This window comes from Shimia abyssi (genome assembly GCF_003014475.1).
GTDB lineage: Bacteria > Pseudomonadota > Alphaproteobacteria > Rhodobacterales > Rhodobacteraceae > Shimia > Shimia abyssi.
Genome location: NZ_PYGJ01000004.1, coordinates 62,273 through 80,786 on the forward strand (window position 1 = coordinate 62,273; position 18,514 = coordinate 80,786).

Below are 18,514 nucleotides of genomic sequence, written 5' to 3' on the forward strand. Positions count from 1 at the left end.
GCACTAATGCGGCTCAAGCCGGTGCCACACTGTCATAACATCGGCGCCCACAACCCGCTGAGATTGCAGCTCAAATCGCGGTGCTGCGCTCAAACGCTCGACCCCCAACGCACCAATCGCCGGGTGCCCTTCGGCCCCAAGCACCATGCCCGCCGAAAACGTGAGCAACTCGTCCACGAGATCCGCTCCCAAAAGCGACGCCGCCAATGCGCCACCGCCTTCGCAAAACACCCGCGTGATCCCCTTTTGCCCAAGCGCATTCAACACAGCCACAGGCGACACATGCGCGCCATCCAGGTTACACGGCAAAAGCTCGGCACCGATATCGCGCCACGTGCGCAACAAGGTTGAGTCCGCATCGGGCCCGTGTGCCACCCATACCGGAATATCTTTGGCAGTACGGGCAAGATTGCTCATCAGTGGCATATCCAGCCTCCGCGATACCACCACGCGCACCGGCTGATGCGCCACACCCAGTCCGCGTACTGTCAAAGACGGATCATCAGCGCGGGCTGTTCCACCTCCGACCATGACCGCGTCATGGCGCATGCGCATCGCATGCACTTCCCGCCTTGCCTCCGGGCCAGTGATCCACTGGCTTTCCCCCGTTGCCGTTGCAATCCGCCCATCCAGACTGGACGCCAGTTTGAGCGTCAGAAAAGGCCGCCCTAGATCGGTTTTCAGAAAAAAACCCTGCAAATCGCGCGCCGCTTCATCGGCCAACACGCCCGTGGTGACGTCGATACCCGCGTCCCGCAACATCGCCAGTCCACGCCCGGACACTCGCGCATCGCTGTCTTCGACGGCAACAACAACCCGCGCAACCTTGGCCGCAATCAATGCCTCCGCACAGGGTGGCGTTTGCCCGTGATGCGCACAGGGCTCCAGCGTGACATAAGCCGTGGCCCCTGCCGCTGCGGCGCCCGCTTGCGCCAAGGCAACAGGTTCCGCATGGGGTCGCCCGCCCGGCTGTGTCCAACCGCGGCCAACTATCCGTTCATCCTTGACGATCACACACCCTACCGCCGGGTTGGGCCAGCAACGCCCCATCCCTCGCCGCCCAAGTTCTAGGGCAAGCGCCATATACCGATTGTCAGACAGGGGTCAGTCCTCTGAAGGTTGGTCAGGTCGTAGTTCACTAACGAACTTATCAAAATCATCCGCCGCCTGAAAGTTCTTGTAGACGCTGGCAAATCGCACATAGGCCACGGTATCAATCCGTGCCAAGGCTTCCATAACGATTTCGCCTATCGTCGGAGACTGAATATCTGTCTCGCCCATGCTTTCCAGGCGTCGCACGATACCAGATATCATCTGGTCGATCCGGTCCGGTTCGACGGGGCGTTTCTGCATGGAAATCCGGATGGACCGTTCCAGTTTATCCCGGTCAAAGTCCTCGCGCCGTCCATTGGATTTGACAACCACCAGATCGCGCAGTTGCACGCGTTCATATGTCGTAAATCTTCCACCGCACGCCGGACAAAACCGCCGCCGTCTGATCGAAACATGATCCTCTGCTGGTCGTGAATCCTTGACCTGAGTGTCTATATTTCCGCAAAATGGGCAGCGCATAGGCTTTTCCCCTGTCCGATAATTCGTCTTTTCGCCACGCATGGGGGTTTGCCCCCACTTATCTACAGATACTATAGGACAGCATCTACCCTTTGGGTAGAGGGCAAATGCAACCGCAACATAAGCCACAGGCAAAAGGTTTAAATCTGCGCAAAATACCCTATATCAAGGTCAAGGGTTCCTCCAGAACCTCCACTTCATGCGAGAATATGCGCCGCCACCCGCCGGGTGTGTGGCGCATTTCTATGTTCAAACAGATAGATACCCTGCCACGTACCCAACTGCATTCGCCCATTGGCAATGGGAATGGACAAAGACACTGGCATCATTGCCGCTTTGATATGGGCAGGCATATCGTCGGGTCCTTCGTAAGTATGCTGAAGATAGGCCATGGACGGATCCGTCGTAGGCGGTACAAGTCGCTCGAAATACGCTTGCAAGTCGGATTGCACTTCGGGGTCAGCGTTCTCTTGTATCAACAAGCTGCAAGAAGTGTGCTGCACAAATAGCGTCAGCAAACCGTTTCCGCCAAACTGTGACACCCATTTCGCCACTTGGCCCGTAAACTCGTATAGTCCCGGGCCATGTGTCTGATGCAAGAATGTCGTCTGTTTCATAAAGCCCGCTTCTTAGAATATCAGCACGCCCAACTTGTCACACTCACCCCAGGCATAAGTCAGGCTTCGCCCATAGCCCGGTGTCAGGATGTCGGAAACCACGTTGTTTGTGTAGACCTCAACACCCGATGCCGCCGGATCGGTTGTAAACACAACGGCATTTGGCGATGCCTGCGTCACGCCCTGCCCAATGCCGGTTTTGACATAGATCCGCGTTTTCCATGGAGCGTTTCTACGGACAAAGAAATCAGCTGCAGCACACCAGAAATCAGGCTTGGTATTGCCGGGGCGTCCAATGACTTCAATTTCAACCGAATTGACCGGATTTACGATTTGGTTGTTCACCGTCCGAAAGGCCACGGCTTCGCTCGCGATTGCCACACTCAGCGCAGCCACCGTTATTTTTACGACACGTTGTATCATGGTGCTCCCCTTGATCGAATTACGCTTGCCCAACTCTGGGCATTACAATTCTGCGGAAGTTACCCAAACTCACAAGTCACGTTTCTGTTTCGTACGACACTCGTGGATGGCCTCAACGACAGAATTGCTTGCACCGATGTTTGGCCCCCAATAGGTGCGATTGCCTAGCGCGCCCTCAGTTTGTTCCGGCGGACTAAGTGAAAACTGTACAGTCGAGCGACTATCCGCAACAACTCCCGGCCCCGCCTCGCTGACCACGTATACTTTGTCGCGGTCTTCGGCCCCTAACACACGTTTGGCGTAATCCCCTGCGCCACACCAAAAGTCTTCTATTTGTGTCTCACCGGGAAGGGCAGCCACCTCAAAAATCTGTTCGTTTACCGGGTAAACGCGCACCCCAGTTCGGGTGTGAAAATCACCGCTTGCAGCGCTGCCCACACTCACCAAGACAAAGGGAGTCGCCAATATCGCTACTCGGTTCATGCGCTTCTCCTAGTATTCTCCACTGACGTCGAAAATGGCTCATAGGGTCAAGTAAACTCAAAACGAAAATCGTGCATACCATTGTTTTGAATAGTTTAAATTCGTTTTACTAGTCCCGATTCTGCGGGGTTCGACAGCTCGACGCAGACCTCACAACGGAGCTACTGGTCCCAATCTTTGGCCCCCAGGAACTTACTCGCCCCAATGCACCTTGCGTTTGCTCTGGTGGACTCATCGAAAACTGAACCGTTGAATTACTCTGCGCGACGACACCCGGTCCCGCCTCGCTCACAACATAAACGCGCTCACTATCCTTCGCTCCCAGCATTCGACGCGCATAATCGCCCGCCCCGCACCAGAAATCGGCCTCACCAACCCCACTCGGACTTTGTGAGACTTCGAATACCTGAGCGTTCACGGGCGCCACGCGTACGCCGTTGCGTGTGTGAAATCCACCGCTACTGGTTTCGCTGCAAGCGACAAATGCGAAACAGGACAAAATCATCAATTTGCGCATAGCTGAGTTCCATTTCTCAAGAATTTGTCAACTGCGCCCCAATTGCTCGGAACACAGGTTCAATCAGCGCATTTCCAGTTACATTTAACGCGAATTCACGAAGACGCGAAGCCACGCGATCTCGCCAAATTAAGGCACAAACCGGTCAATGTTAGAGTTACATCTTCGGCTTGCGTCTGCAACGAACCTAGAATCACCAATCTTCGGGCCCCAATTCCCTCTGTGGCCTTGCGCGCCTTGCGCTTGCCCGGGTGGCAACAGCGAAAATTGAACGGCGGAGTTACTGTTATACGTCACTGCTGGCCCCGCCTCGCTCACAACATAAACGCTGTCATTTGAAGCTGCTCCAAGCTCTCTTCGGGCGTATTCGCCTGCACCACACCAGAACTGAGAGGGGTATGATGCGGGCCGCGGGATCACTTCAAAAACCGACTGGCTGACCGGGTTCACCAGTTCGCCGGTGAATGTGCGAAAACCACTTGAAGACGAGGTTTCGCTACAGGCCGCTACGGCAAGAACCAATAGTAAAGGAATGTGCTTCATGACAATCTCTGCATCCTACACCTGCCAAATCCACAGGCATGCCTATCGTAGATGCAGATCCAAAAATGTCAAAGCGCACCAAAGTCGGAAAGCACCTAACTTAACGTAAACTGGCCGATGCGACCCGTATCAAGCATTTGGTCCGTCAAACAAACGGTCGCCTTGCTCGTCGATGACCTGTTTGCTCTTGGTTACACCCGCTTGCATCGCGTCGTCTTTGACGTTGACGGTATCCGCTCGTACCAATCGCTGCGAACGCAGCTCGCCATCTATGTTCTTTTCGATCCGCGCTGACACACGAAACACGCCACCTTCTTTGATCGGTTCGGGGTAGATAGCAAAGCCTTTGTAGTCGACCGGTTCAGCAGCTTGCGCCGATTCACCTCCGCCACCAGTCCCGCCAAAGAGTTTTTTCAAAAAAGACATTTGCCCCCCTCGCCCTACGCACTCATTATGGGCGTAGCTATCAGATCGTCCAAGCGGGCAACGCGCGCGCGCCCGCCGGACATCAATGTGTGCGCTTACTGGTCCAGGAAAGACCGCAGCTTGCGCGAACGGCTCGGGTGCTTCAGCTTACGCAGCGCTTTGGCTTCGATCTGACGAATACGTTCGCGTGTTACGCTAAACTGCTGCCCCACTTCTTCCAGCGTGTGATCGGTGTTCATGCCGATGCCAAATCGCATCCGCAACACACGCTCTTCACGCGGCGTAAGCGAGGCCAGCACCCGTGTCGTGGTTTCCTTGAGGTTTTCCTGAATGGCGCTGTCCAGCGGCAGCACAGCATTTTTGTCCTCGATGAAATCACCAAGCTGGCTGTCTTCCTCGTCGCCAATTGGCGTTTCGAGCGAGATAGGCTCTTTGGCGATTTTCATCACCTTGCGCACTTTCTCAAGCGGCATTTGCAGCTTTTCGGCCAATTCTTCCGGCGTTGGCTCGCGGCCAATTTCGTGCAGCATCTGGCGACCGGTGCGGACCAGCTTGTTGATGGTCTCGATCATGTGCACCGGAATACGGATTGTGCGGGCCTGATCCGCGATTGAACGCGTGATCGCCTGACGGATCCACCATGTCGCATAAGTCGAGAATTTGTACCCGCGACGATATTCAAACTTGTCCACGGCCTTCATCAGGCCAATGTTACCTTCTTGAATAAGATCAAGGAATTGCAGGCCACGGTTGGTGTATTTCTTGGCAATCGAGATCACCAAGCGCAGGTTCGCCTCGACCATTTCTTTCTTGGCTTGACGCGCTTCTTTCTCGCCTTTTTGCACTTGCTGTACGATACGGCGGAATTCGCTGATATCCAGACCGACATACTGGCCAACTTGCGCCATATCGTTGCGCAGCTCTTCAACCTTGTCGCTCGAGCGCTCCATAAACATTTGCCAGCCGCGCCCCGGCTTGCCGGACATATCGTCCAGCCAAGTCGGATCCAGTTCGCGCCCACGATAGGCGTCGATGAATTCGCGGCGGTTGATCCGTGCCTGATCCGCCAGCTTTACCATGGCCGAGTCGATCTGCATTACGCGTCGGTTAATCCCGTAAAGCTGATCGATCAGCGCCTCGATCCGGTTGTTGTGGAGGTGCAGCTCATTGACCAGCTCCACAATCTCAGAGCGCAGTTTCTGATAAGTCGCTTCTTCGGTCGACGAAAAGCTGTCATCCTCGTTCAACGTGGCCGAAATACGGGCGTCCTGCATCTCACTCAACTGCGCAAAATCACGCGCGATGATGTCGAGCGTTTCCAGAACACGCGGCTTTAGCGCGGCTTCCATCGCGGCAAGCGACATGTTCGCCTGTTCGTCATCGTCGTCGTCATCGTCTTTAGCAATTGGGTTGCCGTCCGCGTCCAGCTCCTGTTCGGATTCTTTCTTGGGCGCAGTGGTGACATTGGCCGCTTCTACAACCGGTTCTGCCACCTCTTCCTCGTCATCGTCACCCATCTGGTTGCCAAACGTGGTCTCCAGATCGATCACGTCGCGCAACAGGATTTCTTCGGACAAAAGTTCGTCACGCCAGATCGTAATCGCCTGGAATGTCAGTGGGCTTTCACACAGCCCAAGGATCATGGTGTTGCGGCCGGCCTCGATGCGCTTGGCAATCGCGATCTCGCCTTCACGGCTCAACAGCTCGACCGAACCCATCTCGCGCAGATACATGCGCACCGGATCATCCGTGCGGTCCAGCTTTTCACCTGTGCCAGACGCCAGCGCCACACCACGGTTCGCAGACGATGTGTCCACAACCGCGGTCGACTTCAGCTCTTCTTCTTCGGCCTCTTCGTCTTCGATGATGTTGATGCCCATTTCGCTGAGCATCGACATCACGTCTTCGATCTGTTCCGAACTCACCTGATCGGGCGGCAACACCTGATTAAGCTGATCATAAGTGATGTAGCCCTTCTCCCGAGCTTCAGCGATCATTTTCTTGACGGCGGTCTGGCTCATGTCCAGCGAGATTTCGGCGTCCTGATCGGCGGGCTTCTGGTCGTCGGTGTCTTTGGCGGCCATGCGGTGCTCCTGCAAATTCGGGCTATGGGTGATTCGCTAAAAACGAATCAATCGCGAGGTCAGATGATTCGCAACCCTGTTTACCCTGATTCCTTTACCTGTTCCTCACCAAAACGTACTAACCGCGTCGCGGTTTGCCTCCACGTGAGAAATCAATGTTATCTGTCAATGCGTTCAATGCCGCACGTTCATCCTTGTCGATCGGCGCACCGTTGTCGCCAACCTCGTATTCTGCGTTGTCCTCCTGACGGCTGCGAATCGCATTGTTGCGCGCCTCCGCCGCTTGTCCCAACCGCCACGTCACCGCTTCGTCTGCCACACCCAAAAGGTCTTCTTCCGCTTCGGCAATCTCGGCACTCAGACCGCGTTCGGTCTTCAGCTTTGCCAACTCTTCACTCAGTGTCAGTCTGGCAATATCCACGTCGCCCGGATGGCGCACAGCAGGGGTGATCGCCACATAGGGATGACGCAACAGATTTTCAACGGCTTCCAGCCCCAACGCCATCTCGACCTCTGCACGCGGGTCCGGACTGTTGGCATAGCGCAACAGAACGTCCCGGATCATCGCGTTTTCCGGGTCCAGACACTCCATGCCCTCAATGGCATATTCAAAACTATCCAGTATCTCCGGTGTCACCAGCGCCACTGCCAGCACCACCGCTTCGCGCAAACGGTGTTCCACCGCCCCTTCGCTGGCTGCCAGCATGGATACTTTTGTCTTTGTCACAACCACCGGGCGGGCATTCCATTTGCCCTTCCTTTGCCCGGCACCACCCCCACGCTGCGGGCGGAATAATTGCCAGCGCATATCGTTGATCGCCTGCCCGTAGTGCTTGCGGATCGACGGATCCTTGATCAACAGGATCTTTTCCTTGAGCGATTTGTCCAACGCCGCCTTGCGTTCGGGGCTATCAAACACCTTGCCCTCAATCTCACGCTGCCACAGTAGTTGAACCATCGGCATCGCCTGATCCAGAACCTTTTGCACCGCCGCACGCCCCTTGGACTTTATCAGGTCGTCCGGGTCCTTCCCATCGGGCATAATCGCAAAGCGCAGCGATTTCCCCGCCTCCAATTGCGGCAAAGCCAAATCAATCACCCGCATCGCGGCCCGCAACCCGGCTGTGTCGCCATCCAGCGCGATGATTGGCTCATCCGCAATGCGCCATAGCAATTGAAGCTGGTTTTCCGTAACGGCCGTGCCCAGCGGTGCAACCGACGCGCCAAAGCCCCCTTCGGCCAGCGCGATCACATCCATATACCCCTCGGCCACAATCAGCGCCTGCCCCTTGCCCGCCGCCTCGCGCGCGGGACCATGGTTATATAGGCTACGCCCCTTATCAAACAGCTCGGTTTCGGGCGAGTTCAGGTATTTGGCATTGTCATCCGGATCCATCGCCCGCCCGCCAAAGGCAATACACCGCCCCCGCGCATCGCGGATCGGGAACATAATACGGTTGCGAAACGTGTCATAGGGCTTGCCACCCCGGTTCGAGGGCTTGGCCAACCCGGCGGCGATGATCAGGTCCGGTGCGACTCCGCGCCCGATCAACTGATCCCACAGTCCCTGCCATCCCTCGGGCGCGAAACCGATGTTCCAACGATCCCAGGCAGTTTCGTCCAAACCGCGCTTGTTTTTCAAATACTCACGCGCAGTGTTTCCCGCGCCCGATTTTAACATCAGCCGGAAATGTTGCACCGCCATTTCCATGATTTCTGCAAGCTGCGTACGCCGATCAGCCTTTTGCTGCGCCTGCGGATCGCGCTCTGGTATTTTCATCCCGGCCTCATCGGCCAGAATGCGGATCGCCTCCATGAACTCGACGTTCTCTGTTTCCTTTACAAAGGAAATTGCGTCGCCCTTAGCGTGGCACCCGAAACAATAGTAATACCCTTTTCGGTCATCCACATGAAAAGACGCGGTTTTCTCGTGGTGAAACGGGCAAGGCGCCCACATGTCGCCTTTTCCTTGGTTTGATTTGCGCTGATCCCACATCACTTTGCGCCCCACCACCTGTGTCAGGCTGGTGCGGGTGCGCAGTTCATCCAGAAAACCGGGTGGCAGACTCATTGCAGAAATATGGGCGCTTCACGAGACTCTGTCCAGCCTCGCGCCCATCCCAAGCGTTTCAAAAAGTGATGGCTTATTGCGCGACGCAGGCGTCGAAATAGGCTTTTCCGGGATCTTGCTTAAGCTGCTTGCGCTTCAGATCCTCGTAAACCCACTCAACAATCGCCGGAACCGAGGCAAGATATTTCTCCGCAACCGCCTCATCTTCGCCCGAGGTCATGGTTTCAAGCGCCTTTTTCTTGCTGGTGCGATCCTGGCGCAACTCAGCCGCGCGCGTCACAATGGCCGCCTGCAATTCGCACTCTGCCTGCTTTTCCGATGCATGTTCATGCGCAAAAACCGGCAAAGCGGGCACAGAGATGGCAACACTCAAGGCAACAGCAGACAGCAGACGCATTTTCATTTTCCTCGTTCTCACAGCAGATAGGCCAATTAGATGTCAGGATGCGTCGCGCGCCGCAACCCCTTTCATGGCCGTTTCGACCTCGTGGACCAGCGTCTTGGCCATCGACCGGAATGCCATAATCTGAAAGGCGCTGTCTCCAACACGCGTTATGGAAACGCTCATATGCTGCAACATGGTTCGCACCGTGTGACCGCGCTTGAACACAGCCGCGCGCAGATCAACGGGCACCAATCGCGCCAGCACATCTTCTGCCCCTTCGCCATATAAGCGCACCACAGCCCAGGCATCGCTCTGATCAGTCAGTGCGCCATGCGCCTCCAGCGACGCCGCCGGTTCCGGCCCGATTAACATCACCTGCTCCCGCCCAATCCACACCACGCGTGCACCGTCGCGCCCTGTGGCCCGGTTTGGTGCGGGCAATGCCATACCATGCGCCGCCTTCAAGGCCTCCGACAAAGCCGCGGTTTGTCCCTTGAACGGAGAAATTGACGTCATCAACGTCATTGGAATCTCGCTCAGATGCACATCTCCGGCCGCAATCGGTAACAGGCCATCACAAGGCGATTTTGCATTCATTTCAGCCACGCACACGCCCTCCTTCGGGATCAAAGAATACAGGATCACACACCACGCAACGCGCTGTCACATCGCGCAAGTGATCGACCATCACAACTTCTTCACCATGTCGCCCCCGCCCATTTCGCAGGAACGCCAACCCCAGATAACTCTCCATCGTTGGTGAATAGCCAACAGAAGTCGTATAGCCTTGCTCATTCTCGCGCACCGCTGCGGCCCCGACCTCAAACAAATGCGCCCCGGCCGTCAGTTGTTTAACCGGTCCCACCGGTTTCAACCCAACCAGCTGTTCACGGTCCGCGCCGCTCAACCCTGGACGTTCGCTCATGGTTTTGCCTACACAGTCCTTCTTGGCGCTGACCATGCGTTCCATGCCAATATCGAACGCAGTGACACGCCCGTGAATTTCGGCATGGGTAATAAAGCCCTTCTCGATACGCAGAACATTCAGCGCCTCCATACCGTATAGCCCCCCACCCAGCGCCTCTGCTCGCCGGTTCAACTCTCCAAACAGGCTTTCGCCAAACCGCGCCGGCACCGCAATCTCATAAGCGCGCTCACCGCTGAACGAAATCCGAAACAGCCGCCCACCGACACCCAGCACCTTAATCGGCCCACAGGCCATGAACGGCCAGTTTTCGTCGGCCAGATCGTCGTCCACCAAATCATTCAAAAGATCACGCGCTTTGGGCCCGGCCACGGCAAATTGGGCCCACTGCTCGGTCACGGAAATCATCTGCACGTCCATCTGCGGACACAGACACTGATGCACAAATTCCAAATGCCGCAGCACCGGTCCCGCCGCTGCCGTTGTGGTGGTCATCACATAGCGTTGCTCGCCCAATCGCGCCGTGGTGCCGTCATCCATAACGGTGCCATCCTCGCGCAGCATCAGCCCATAGCGCGTGCGCCCCACCTTCAGGGTCGAGAACATGTTGGTATAGACAAAATCCAGAAATGCGCCCGCATCCGGCCCCTGAATGTCGATCTTGCCCAATGTGGACACATCACACACTCCCACCGCATTGCGCACCATATTGACCTCCCGGTCACAGCTCTGGCGCCACGTCTTTTCCCCCCGCGCCGGGAAAAAGCTGGGACGGTACCATAGCCCTGCTTCGATCATCGGCGCACCGCGGTCCACGCTAACGTTGTGACTTGTGGTAAAACGCTGAGGTGCAAACCCCGCGCCCTGCGCGCCCGCACCCAGAGATGCGATCGATACCGGAACGTACGGCGGTCGGAACGTGGTTGTCCCCGTTTCCGGTATCCCGCGCCCCGTCGCATCCGCCAACACCGCCAATGCCGCCACGTTGGAGTTCTTACCCTGATCCGGGCTCATGCCTTGGGTGGTATAGCGCTTCATATGCTCCACGCTGGCAAAATTCTCGCTCGCGGCCTGCTTCACATCCTTGACCGTCACGTCATTCTGGAAATCCAGCCACGCGCGCCCCTTACCACCCACGGCCCAGAGCGGTGCCACCTCGTATGGTGCATCCTCCGCCTTCGGAATGTCTGTCACCTTGGCGCTGATCCCCAATGTATCCAACGCCACAATAGCTTGTGCCGCGCCTTCGCTCAGCGCCCCGTGTGTCGAGAACGTACCCTGACACGCCCCGGCTGTCGTCATGCCTGGGATCATCCCATCCACCGGAACAAAAGACTGTATGGCTTCGTTCCAAACCGGTCGCCCATTCATATGACAGGTTAAATGTACACTCGGGTTCCACCCTCCGGATACGGCCAGACAGTCAGTCTCCACCTTGTCCTCGCCGCTCAAGCTGCGAAAGGTCACGCTCTCCAGTCCCTTACGGCCAGAGCTGTTACACACTTCCGCCCCGCGATAGACTGGATAGTCATTGCTGTCTGTCGCATCCCGGCGATTGTCGATCACAGCCGCCACATGCACACCCGCTGCAATCAGATCACGCGCGGTTTGATGCACGCCATCATTGTTGCCAAACACAGTCACTCGCCGCCCCGGCGCCACGCCATATCGGTTCAGATAGGTGCGCACAGCGCTGGCCGTCATTATACCCGGCCGGTCGTTGTTCTGAAACGCCACGGGCCGCTCTATCGCACCCGCGCACAGGATCGCGCGCTTGGCCACGATCCGCCAGAAACACTCCAGCGGACGCCCGCCGCGATCCCCAAGGTGATGCGCCACGCGTTCCAGCGCACCATATGTGCCCTGATCATAGGCCCCCGTTACAGTTGTACGTGTCATCAACCGCACATTCGGCATCGCCTCCAGCTCAGCAACAACGCCAGCCGCCCAATCGGCCCCAGCCATGCCGCCAACCTCTTCGGTCTCGCCATTCAATCGACCGCCCATCAGCCGGTCTTCCTCAGCCAGGATCACATCCGCCCCCGCGCGCGCCGCTGTCAGTGCCGCCATCAACCCGGCAGGCCCCGCGCCAATCACCAACAGGTCACAGAACGCAAAAGCCTTTTCATACCTATCCGGATTATGCGCCCCGCTCAGCGCACCCAATCCCGCAGACCGACGGATGATCGGCTCGTAGATCTTCTCCCAAAACGCCTTGGGCCACATGAAGGTCTTGTAATAAAATCCCGCCCCCAGAAACGGTGCCGCCAGATCATTGACCGACAACATATCCCAGTGCAGACTTGGCCACCGGTTTTGCGACCGCGTCTCCAACCCGTCAAATATCTCCTGCATTGTGGCGCGTACATTTGGATCCTGCGCAGCGCCGCGTCCAACGGTCAACAGCGCATTCGCTTCTTCGCTGCCCGCACCCATCACACCGCGCGGGCGATGATATTTGAACGATCGCGCCACCAACTTGACCTCGTTGGCCATCAAAGCCGACGCCACCGTGTCACCTTCAAACCCCTGAAACACGTTCCCGTCGAACCGGAACGACACCGGCTTGGTGCGGTCGATCAATCCCTTGCCCGACAACCTCATGCCATGGCCTCCTTCGCGTCAGAGGCCAGCTCTGTCTGCAAAACCTCATGGGTCACCGTGTTGCGGGTCACGACCAGCCACGCACCGCATCCACCCTCATGATACCAAAGGTCTCGTGTCACCCCGGCCGGGTTGTCGCGATTGTGCACATAGTCATCCCACGCAATATCCCCGTCATCCGGATCCGGGCGCGACAATGCTACCGCATCCCCCACATAGTAAAACTCGCGCCGGTCGCGCTCTCCGCAAATGGGACAGGTGATCCTCATGATTGCGCCCTTACTTCTCTATGTTCCCAAATACCCATGACCCAAACCTCTTCCTGCGCGATCAGTGCAGATTATGCTGCGCGCCCGTGCCTTCTTCGTCCATGATCCCTACGCCGGTGCGGAACCGATCCAACCGGAACTTCTCCGCCACCTCATGTGGTCTGTCCGTGGCCATCAAATGCGCCATGCACCAACCAGATGCAGGCACCGCTTTGAAACCGCCATAGTTCCAGCCACAATCGATATACAGACCGTCAATCCCGTCAATCCGATCAATGATAGGCGAGCCGTCCGGCGTCATATCCATGATCCCTCCCCAGCTGCGCAGCACCTTGGCCTTTCCGATCATCGGCATCAGCGTCATGCCCGCTTCCATCACGTGCTCTTTCATTGGCAGATTGCCGCGCTGCGCGTATGACGCATAAAAATCCAGATCACCACCAAACACCAATCCACCCTTGTCAGACTGGCTGATATAAAAATGCCCCATGCCAAAGCTGACCACGTGATCAATCACCGGCTTCAAACCCTCGGTCACAAACGCCTGCAACACATGGCTCTCAATAGGCAAACGTCGACCGGCCATCGCAGCCACCTGCCCCGAGCGCCCGGCCACGATGATCCCCACCTTCTTGGCACGGATTGGTCCCCGACTGGTCTGCACGCCTTTGACAACGCCGTCCTCAATGTCGATCCCGGTCACTTCGCAGTTTTGCACCAGATCAACGCCCCGATCCGAGGCACCGCGCGCATAGCCCCACGCCACCGCATCATGTCGCGCTGTACCGCCGCGCGGATGCATCAACCCGCCGTAAATCGGAAACCGGGTTTGCTCAAAGTCTAGATAAGGTAGATGTTTGCGCACCCCCTCGCGATCCAGCAAAACCGCGTCATCACCCTGATTGATCATCATATTGCCGCGCCGCGCAAAGGCATCACGCTGCCCATCAGAATGGAACAGGTTGATCAATCCGCGCTGCGAATGCATCACGTTGTAATTCAGATCTTCCTCAAGACCTTCCCACAGTTTCAGCGAATGGGAATAGAACTCCGAGTTGCCCTGCAAAAAGTAGTTTGCGCGCACGATCGTCGTGTTACGCCCAACGTTGCCGCCACCCAGATAGCCCTTTTCCAAAACCGCAACATTGGTAAGCCCGTGGTTCTTGGCCAGATAATAAGCCGTCGACAATCCGTGACCGCCCCCGCCGATAATCACCAGATCATACTCGGGTTTTGGTTGCACTTCTCGCCAGTGCCCTTGCCAACCCTTGTTACCAGTCAGTCCCTCTTTCAGAACGCGCCAACCAGAAAACTTACCGGAATACCCCATCCTAGGCCTCTCTATTCGTCACCACGTAACCTCACGCAATTTGCACAGTTGCTCGCGATTAGTTCACTTTGCAATCACTTTGTTCAGGCAGTAGTCTCCCAAGAACTAAAGAAGTGGGGAATTATGAACGTCAAGACTTTGCTGACCGTTCTGGGGATCGGTTTATCGGCAAGCTGGGCAGGCGCGGGGGAGTTCAAGTCACCAGATATTCTGGTCTTGGGCGACAGCCAGGTTTCTTTTGGATCGGGACCAGCCTATGTCAGTTTTTTCGAAAACCTCAAAGAGAATTGCCAGCCAAACAAACGACAGGCCCGCCAGCTAAAGAAACTTGGCGAGGCCAGCGTTGGTGTGATCGGAGTGCGTTCAACATCTCTACACTCGTGGAACGCTAAATCGGGCAAAGCCAAAGGCATGATCTGTGACGTTGATCCAAAATGGAAGGTCAACGCAGGCAGCTACGGCATTCTGAACACCACAAAAAACCCTTACGTTCAGATTGGCCAGGGCGCGAAATACCAGTTCTGTCAAAAGAATACCCCAGCGTTCAAAGCGATGCTGCGCCCCAACTATTACGAACCCAAACTGCTCATCATGGCGTTTCTGGGCAATTCCACGGGCACTTGGATCGACGAACCAGCCAAAGCCGTGACTGACGTTAAAGTAATGGAAAAAAACCTACCACCCGACATGCCTTGCATCTTTATGACCACGGCGCCGGGCTATAGCGAAAAAATCAACGCCCGCCGTCGCGCCGCTCAGGAAAGCATACGTGCGGCTTTTGCCAAAACTGGCAGCCGATGCAGTTTCATCAGCGGTCTCACCCCCAAAACCGAAGCCTTGAACGAGGGTGTAAAATCCCACTTTCGCCGGAAACAATCTGGCGCAGTGCGTGATCCTTATCACCCGAACAAAAAGGCTGCCCGCAAGCATTTGGGTGCCTTGCGTGGCGAACTTTGCAACGCGATTTACGATCAGCTCTCGGACATGGAAACCGCCGCGTTGGTCGAATAACGTCTCACTAAAAGATATAGCGAAAACTAAACCCGGCAATTGGCGCGGGATCATAGCTCTGCGAACTGACCACGGACCCCGCAGTGTTTTCCAGTTGCAAACGGCCATCAAACTCGGCGCCCGCAAAGGCCGACAGCGTTAGCGCTCGCGACGGTTTGAATTCGACCGACATCACAACTGGCACGCTAGAATCTTCCCCAACACCACCCGGTGCCACTCCACTGTTATCCAACAGGAACCGCACCTTTTCGCTACGCGTAATCAGAGACACGTTCACCGTGTCGCTGGCTTCGTAGGTCAGAGAAACCCCCGGCCCTTGGGATGCCCCCAGCCCAGCGCCCGTACTCAGGTTCCATCGATCAGCAATGTCCCAATCCACTAAAAGCGCGGGGAAAATCTCGACCCCATTGGTACCCAGTTCAGAGAACACTCCCATTGCCGGGCCAATCCGCAGGTTTGGGTTAATTTTCCAACTGACGCCACCAAATACGCCATATGTCATACTGTCCGAAGCGCTCGCGCCGCTCTCGTAGTCCCACCGCACCTGTGGCGACACAAATACTGCGCCAGTTTCACCAAACGTGAAACGCACCGGAGCAGACACACGAAAATCCGTCACATTGCCCCATGGCGCGGGCCCTGCAAAATCGTAGTCAAGCTGCCCATAACTGGCCAATACGCCATAGGACGTACCTTCCAGATCACGATACAACGCACCAGCGCGCAAGAATTGTCGGTTGGCCGAAAAGGTTCCTCCGCCGCTCAAATCAGCCTCAAACTGATAAACCGCCAACCCATCCACAACCCAGGACCAGCCTGCACCGCGTTGCTGCGCAGCCACATCGCCGCCTGCGCAAACCATCATTGCCGCGCCAATTGCGGCCGCCACATGCCCGTATCTGATCATTTTGTGCCCTAACACCCAGCTCTCGCCCAACAACACGTCGGATTTCAGAGGTTTACGCAATGGGAATTCGAGTGGATTAAATAGATTGGGGTGAACCGCTCCGCAAAAGGCACAGTTTTATGCATCAGCCGGGCAAATTTGCACCTAGTCCGGGGTCGCTGCCTGTCGTTCTGCAAGCGTCAGAATACGCGGCTCGACCACCGGCTGGCGCGCGTCATCAAAGAACGGCGTGTCGCGGGCCGTGCCCTTTAACACTGCCCCAAAATGACGCCGCAGCACTTGCAAACCAAGTTTTGCAAATCCACGATCCCTAAGCGTACCCGGACCGGGCTGGGCAAATTTGGTATGTACCACGGTCGTTACCGGCCCAATCATCTGCCCTACGTCGTCCCCCTGCATCAATGCGGTCAAAACGCCGACAAACGCCAACTTGGGACTAGGCAGTGTGGTGCAGACCGGCGTGTCACAGCATGACGCATACCAACGCAATACCCCCTTGGGTGACAACCGCAAACAGGCCAGATGCTCGGCACCGGCCACGATCCGAAACCGGTTGGGTAGGGTCTGGAAAATGTCCGACCCACCCCGAGGTTTCAAAATTTCATCAGCCCCCAGCGCGTGCGCCCCAGCCTGACAATCCTTGCAATAACAAATCAAATGCGAACCCGTTTTCGGGCTCGCATCTTGTATTTCCGCGCGAAATGCTCCGCATCTACACGCTATAGCAATATCCCTGCCCGACACGGCCTAGAGCCCTTTGGCCCGATAACTCGACGCAACCTTGTCAATCGACACCAGATAGGCCGCCGTGCGCAGATCTTGGACATCCGCCCGGCTATGCCAGACGTCGCGCATCGACTGATAGGCGATCCGCATCGTGTCATCCAACCCGGATCGGACAAGCTCCAGCTCATCCGCGCCACGCAAATACTTGTTCTTGAACTCAGGTGTCATCGACCACGCATCGCCAAGATACCGGTCCAGACGCTCCAATTCGTCTATCACCAGCTGGTGGCGTGCCTCTTCCTGTCGACGCTGCATTCGGCCAAATCGAATATGGCTAAGGTTTTTGACCCATTCAAAATAGGACACAGTCACACCACCGGCGTTTGCATACATGTCCGGAATGATCACTGTGCCTTTCTCGCGCAGAATCTCATCTGCACCCGCTGTCACCGGACCATTCGCGGCCTCGATAATCAACGGCGCCTTGATCCGCGCCGCGTTTGCGAGGTTTATCACCCCTTCCAGTGCCGCCGGGATCAGAATGTCGCATTCCTCTTCCATGACGGCTTCGCCTTCTGCGTGGTGCGTGGCATCCGGATACCCTGAGACGCCGCCATGCTTGGTGAGCCATTGATGAACCCCATCAACGTCCAGACCGCTTGGATTGAACAGCGCCCCGTCTCGCTCGATTATCCCGATAACCCGCGCACCATCTTCGTCGCTCAAAAACTTGGCCGCGTGGTAGCCCACGTTGCCAAGCCCTTGCACGATAATCCGCTTACCATCCAGAGATCCGGAAAGCCCGGCCTTCTCAACATCGCGAACATCGCGGAAAAACTCGCGCAATGCGTATTGCACCCCCCGTCCTGTTGCCTCGACACGGCCTGAAATTCCGCCCGCGTTCAGTGGCTTGCCTGTCACACAGGCTTTTGCGTTGATATCGGTCGTGTTCATCCGCGCATATTGGTCAGCAATCCACGCCATCTCGCGCTCGCCCGTGCCCATATCAGGCGCAGGCACGTTCTGACTCGGATGGATCAAATCACGTTTCGCCAATTCGTAAGCAAAGCGACGCGTGATACGCTCCAACTCGTGCTCATCATATTCTCTAGGATCAATACACAACCCACCTTTGGAGCCTCCAAAAGGGGCCTCAACCAGCGCGCATTTATACGTCATCAGCGCAGCAAGCGCTTCTACCTCATCTTGATTGACTGTCGGGGCGAAACGAATACCGCCTTTAACCGGCTCCATATGTTCCGAGTGAACAGACCGATACCCGGTAAAGGTTTGTATTTGTCCGCGCAACCGCACGCCAAAACGCACTGTATACGTCGCGTTGCATACGCGAATCTTCTCTTCCAACCCAGGTGGCAGGTCCATCAAAGCAACGGCCCGATTGAACATCAGGTCTACACTCTCACGGAAACTCGGTTCATTTCTTGCGCTCATCCTACACCTCCCGACAAGCTCGGACTGCGACTCACCGCCGCACTCTCGATATTGGCACTCTAGGCCCGAAACCGGATGATTGACGAGAGATGATTAAAACTTTGGCACCAATGTGACAGCTCCGGAAAATTGGAAACAAAAAGCCAAACCCACCCCAGACTGTCGCCAA

General features: G+C 56.4%; 17 protein-coding genes. 1 reads left to right on the plus strand and 16 read right to left on the minus strand.

Annotated features, from left to right (window positions below; genetic code table 11):
* Positions 1-3: 3 nt before the first annotated feature.
* From ribD to CLV88_RS08915, 13 genes are all read right to left on the minus strand, one after another.
* Positions 4-1,083 carry a bifunctional diaminohydroxyphosphoribosylaminopyrimidine deaminase/5-amino-6-(5-phosphoribosylamino)uracil reductase RibD gene (gene ribD / locus CLV88_RS08855; RefSeq protein WP_106608036.1) on the minus strand — a complete coding sequence of 360 codons (1,080 nt, stop codon included), beginning with the start codon at positions 1,081-1,083 and terminating at the stop codon, positions 4-6.
* A gap of 21 nt (positions 1,084-1,104) precedes the next feature.
* Positions 1,105-1,572 carry a transcriptional regulator NrdR gene (gene nrdR, locus CLV88_RS08860; protein WP_106608241.1) on the minus strand — a complete coding sequence of 156 codons (468 nt, stop codon included), beginning with the start codon at positions 1,570-1,572 and terminating at the stop codon, positions 1,105-1,107.
* 197 nt (positions 1,573-1,769) lie between these two features.
* Entirely contained in the window at positions 1,770-2,189 is a 420-nt protein-coding gene (locus CLV88_RS08865) for a secondary thiamine-phosphate synthase enzyme YjbQ (protein ID WP_106608037.1), read from the minus strand.
* Between the two features lie 12 nt (positions 2,190-2,201).
* Positions 2,202-2,612, minus strand: coding sequence for a hypothetical protein (locus tag CLV88_RS08870; RefSeq protein WP_106608038.1), 411 nt, complete (start codon positions 2,610-2,612; stop codon positions 2,202-2,204).
* A gap of 69 nt (positions 2,613-2,681) precedes the next feature.
* A complete protein-coding gene (locus tag CLV88_RS08875) occupies positions 2,682-3,095 on the minus strand; it encodes a hypothetical protein (RefSeq protein WP_106608039.1) in 414 nt (137 codons plus the stop codon).
* Positions 3,096-4,284: 1,189 nt separating this feature from the next.
* The gene (locus tag CLV88_RS08880; RefSeq protein ID WP_106608040.1) at positions 4,285-4,581 is read right to left on the minus strand and encodes an HlyU family transcriptional regulator; all 297 of its coding nucleotides are present in this window, start codon (positions 4,579-4,581) and stop codon (positions 4,285-4,287) included.
* A 95-nt stretch (positions 4,582-4,676) separates the two neighbouring features.
* On the minus strand, positions 4,677-6,665 hold the full coding sequence (gene rpoD / locus CLV88_RS08885; RefSeq protein ID WP_106608041.1) for an RNA polymerase sigma factor RpoD: 1,989 nt from the start codon (positions 6,663-6,665) through the stop codon (positions 4,677-4,679).
* Between the two features lie 118 nt (positions 6,666-6,783).
* Positions 6,784-8,736 carry a DNA primase gene (gene dnaG / locus CLV88_RS08890; RefSeq protein WP_106608042.1) on the minus strand — a complete coding sequence of 651 codons (1,953 nt, stop codon included), beginning with the start codon at positions 8,734-8,736 and terminating at the stop codon, positions 6,784-6,786.
* A gap of 73 nt (positions 8,737-8,809) precedes the next feature.
* Positions 8,810-9,133, minus strand: coding sequence for a hypothetical protein (locus tag CLV88_RS08895; protein ID WP_133169931.1), 324 nt, complete (start codon positions 9,131-9,133; stop codon positions 8,810-8,812).
* Positions 9,134-9,175: 42 nt separating this feature from the next.
* Positions 9,176-9,727: a sarcosine oxidase subunit gamma gene (locus tag CLV88_RS08900; protein ID WP_106608044.1), complete on the minus strand. Its 552-nt coding sequence runs from the start codon at positions 9,725-9,727 to the stop codon at positions 9,176-9,178.
* The gene (locus CLV88_RS08905; protein ID WP_106608045.1) at positions 9,720-12,650 is read right to left on the minus strand and encodes a sarcosine oxidase subunit alpha family protein; all 2,931 of its coding nucleotides are present in this window, start codon (positions 12,648-12,650) and stop codon (positions 9,720-9,722) included. Before CLV88_RS08905 ends, CLV88_RS08900 begins: the two co-directional genes overlap by 8 nt.
* The gene (locus CLV88_RS08910; RefSeq protein WP_106608046.1) at positions 12,647-12,919 is read right to left on the minus strand and encodes a sarcosine oxidase subunit delta; all 273 of its coding nucleotides are present in this window, start codon (positions 12,917-12,919) and stop codon (positions 12,647-12,649) included. Before CLV88_RS08910 ends, CLV88_RS08905 begins: the two co-directional genes overlap by 4 nt.
* Before the next feature lie 61 nt (positions 12,920-12,980).
* Positions 12,981-14,249, minus strand: coding sequence for a sarcosine oxidase subunit beta family protein (locus CLV88_RS08915; RefSeq protein ID WP_106608047.1), 1,269 nt, complete (start codon positions 14,247-14,249; stop codon positions 12,981-12,983).
* A gap of 123 nt (positions 14,250-14,372) precedes the next feature.
* Here CLV88_RS08915 and CLV88_RS08920 point away from each other — a divergent pair, with 123 nt between their 5' ends.
* On the plus strand, positions 14,373-15,260 hold the full coding sequence (locus CLV88_RS08920) for an SGNH/GDSL hydrolase family protein (RefSeq protein ID WP_106608048.1): 888 nt from the start codon (positions 14,373-14,375) through the stop codon (positions 15,258-15,260).
* A gap of 7 nt (positions 15,261-15,267) precedes the next feature.
* Here CLV88_RS08920 and CLV88_RS08925 read toward each other — a convergent pair whose 3' ends face one another.
* The 3 genes from CLV88_RS08925 to CLV88_RS08935 form a co-directional block, all read right to left on the minus strand.
* A complete protein-coding gene (locus tag CLV88_RS08925) occupies positions 15,268-16,227 on the minus strand; it encodes a DUF6268 family outer membrane beta-barrel protein (protein ID WP_243403612.1) in 960 nt (319 codons plus the stop codon).
* An 84-nt stretch (positions 16,228-16,311) separates the two neighbouring features.
* Positions 16,312-16,911: a DUF6151 family protein gene (locus CLV88_RS08930; RefSeq protein ID WP_243403613.1), complete on the minus strand. Its 600-nt coding sequence runs from the start codon at positions 16,909-16,911 to the stop codon at positions 16,312-16,314.
* 3 nt (positions 16,912-16,914) lie between these two features.
* Complete coding sequence (locus tag CLV88_RS08935; protein WP_106608050.1) at positions 16,915-18,345, minus strand: Glu/Leu/Phe/Val family dehydrogenase; 1,431 nt, start codon at positions 18,343-18,345, stop codon at positions 16,915-16,917.
* Positions 18,346-18,514: the final 169 nt, after the last annotated feature.